The sequence below is a fragment of the Micromonospora avicenniae genome, from assembly GCF_900156065.1.
Taxonomy (GTDB): Bacteria; Actinomycetota; Actinomycetes; order Mycobacteriales; family Micromonosporaceae; genus Micromonospora; species Micromonospora avicenniae.
Genome location: NZ_FTNF01000055.1, coordinates 1 through 2253, shown reverse-complemented (window position 1 = coordinate 2253; position 2253 = coordinate 1). Strand labels below are relative to the sequence as shown.

The 2253-nt window shown below is 68.0% G+C and carries 3 protein-coding genes; 1 reads left to right on the top strand and 2 read right to left on the bottom strand.

Going from position 1 to position 2253, the window contains the following annotated elements:
* Positions 1 to 353: 353 nt before the first annotated feature.
* Positions 354 to 779, top strand: a complete 426-nt coding sequence (locus BXA10_RS30220) for an integrase (protein WP_076474243.1) — start codon at positions 354 to 356, stop codon at positions 777 to 779.
* Positions 780 to 1199: 420 nt separating this feature from the next.
* Here BXA10_RS30220 and BXA10_RS30215 read toward each other — a convergent pair whose 3' ends face one another.
* Entirely contained in the window at positions 1200 to 1580 is a 381-nt protein-coding gene (locus BXA10_RS30215; protein WP_076474242.1) for a hypothetical protein, read from the bottom strand.
* Between the two features lie 82 nt (positions 1581 to 1662).
* On the bottom strand, positions 1663 to 1959 hold the full coding sequence (locus BXA10_RS30210; protein ID WP_076474241.1) for a hypothetical protein: 297 nt from the start codon (positions 1957 to 1959) through the stop codon (positions 1663 to 1665).
* Positions 1960 to 2253: the final 294 nt, after the last annotated feature.

Here is a 2253-nt window from a genome sequence, read left to right as displayed (position 1 = left end):
GCGGCTACACATCACTCCGGACGAGGTGCCCGGAGATCACCTCCCGATGCTCGGCCACCCGACGGAACTAGCCGACCGCCTCGAGGAGTACTGGACCCAACAGCAACAGCCGAGCGAATCGCCCTCCCCCCAACGGCATCAGGCGCCACTATGAACGTCCTCAATTCGGCACGAGCGAGCGCCGACGGGCGAGGCCGCCGGTCACAATCCGCGACCGCTGCGCCTTGGCCGCCGGGCGCGCTCTGCGGCTATGAGCGTGCACACCACGGCGACCCGATCGGCGGCACGTGTCACGGGCAAATACGTTGGCTGGCCTCCGCGGATCGGGAAAGATCGACCGCGAGGTGACCCACGTGCGGACTCGACTGCGGCAGCTGCGAATCGACGGGCGGACCTTCGTGTGGCGCGCGGAGATTCATCACGTGCAGGGCAGCGCTGATTGCCACCGGTGCGTTCGCCTGCGGGTCTGGGGCGCTGGAAAGACGAGCCAGGCACTCCAGGCGGATCTGCTGTCGGTCGCGTGGCCGGCACCGTGGGGGGCATGTGCGACCGATGGCGCCTATCCGGCATCGGCCGACGTCCGGGCCGTCATCAGCTACGCCCTGAAGCACGAATGGCAGCCTGAGAGGCAGGGCGGAACGTTCGTGCTGTCCGAGTACGAGCATGCAGCCGGGTTCTCCTTGCCCGCTTTCCTTCTGACCGATCGGCTACGCACGCCAGAGAGCGCGGATCCCACGCTTCGAGTGATCCAGGTCTACGAACGTCGTCATCGAGGATGACAACCTTCCGCACATCGGCAGAAGCGGATGCACTACAGGATCGACGACGGATCGTCGTAACGGAACGTCACGATGCCCCCCCCAAACCGGTCTTGCGGGTTTCGCTGAGTCCGCTGGTCGACTCGCGGACGGTTGAAACGTCGGACGTGCCTCGCTCGTCTCATCGCCCGTCTGCACAACGCTGTGCACGATCAGCTGTACCCGGCTGTGCACGTTGACCCGTACACCGACACGTGCCCTTAACGTGGAAGAGGGGCCGAGGTAGGACGGTGGGCTGGACAGCATTTGTCCAGCCCACCGTAATCACCGACGCAGCGCGTGCCTGGCGGGGCCCGCAGGTTGTGCCCTACCTCCGCTGCGCGCAGGGCGTCAGGGAGGGCCGGTGACCGCCTGGTGGCGCATCGGTTCCTCGGTGCCCTCTCACTGGTCAGCCTTGCACCGGCTGTCGTGCTGCGCGGACGGCTGCGGTGGGTCGACCTCGACGAATCCCCAAAGCCGCTCGATGAGTTGCAGGGCTCGCGTGCGGTAACGGTCGGCGAAACCGCGACAGATCGCGGGTTTCACCTGCGGGTACAAATAGTGCGGCAAGGTGTCGTGGCAAACGATGTAGGAGCCTTGCTCGCGGGCCTGCGTGACGAGGGCACGCAGTCGTCCCGGACCGAGGTTCATCCGGTTGCCGGGAGCGAAGATGCAGGTGTCGCACTGCCGCGACATCAGCCGTGACTTCCCGAGGACCGGATCGCCGACGTTGAGTTCCTCCTGCCGGCCGACGTTATCGGTGGAGTGCGGCGCGGGTTCCATGATGTCTTCCTCCTGAAATAGCTCAGGGCGCCGCCGTTGGGCGACGCCCTGTTCGTGGGCAAGGCTGGTAACGCTCCCGGCTTCACGCCGCCTGAGGATGGGTGCGGGCGGGCTGGAACCAGCCGGTGACCTGGTAGGCGGGCATGCTCACCCGCGCGCGGCCTCCCGGTCGCGATTGGGGGCGGATCGCGGCCTGGCGAGCGAGGTGGGCGTCGCGTGCGGGTGGGCATGGGTATGCCTCACCGGCGCAGCGCAGGTTGCCGCAGCGGTCGGGCCAGTGCGGCTGGGGTTGGTGGGCGGCGACGACGTCGCTGGCGAGCAGCCACAACAAGACGTCGGTGACGGTGCGCGGTATCGCGCGCCGGTGCGGCGAGACCATGACGGGTGTCCTTCCGGTACGTGTGCGGCCGATCCCAATCGCTGCCCCCGCAGGCAGCGTCATGGGCTGACGAGGCCGGGCTCGCCGTAGGGAGGGCGAGCCGAGATGCAGTGACGCTCGACTCTGGGGATTGATCAAGTCGTCGACGCGTGGTGCGGGGCGCGGGCGGCATGGCCGGGCCGCCACGGCGGCGGCGGAGCTAGTGCCGCATCAGGCAACCTTTGCCCTGTCGTGCGGGTGACGCGCCGTCCGGGTGCTGGTCTGGACGGCGTGGTGTCGTCAGGCTGTCCGGGT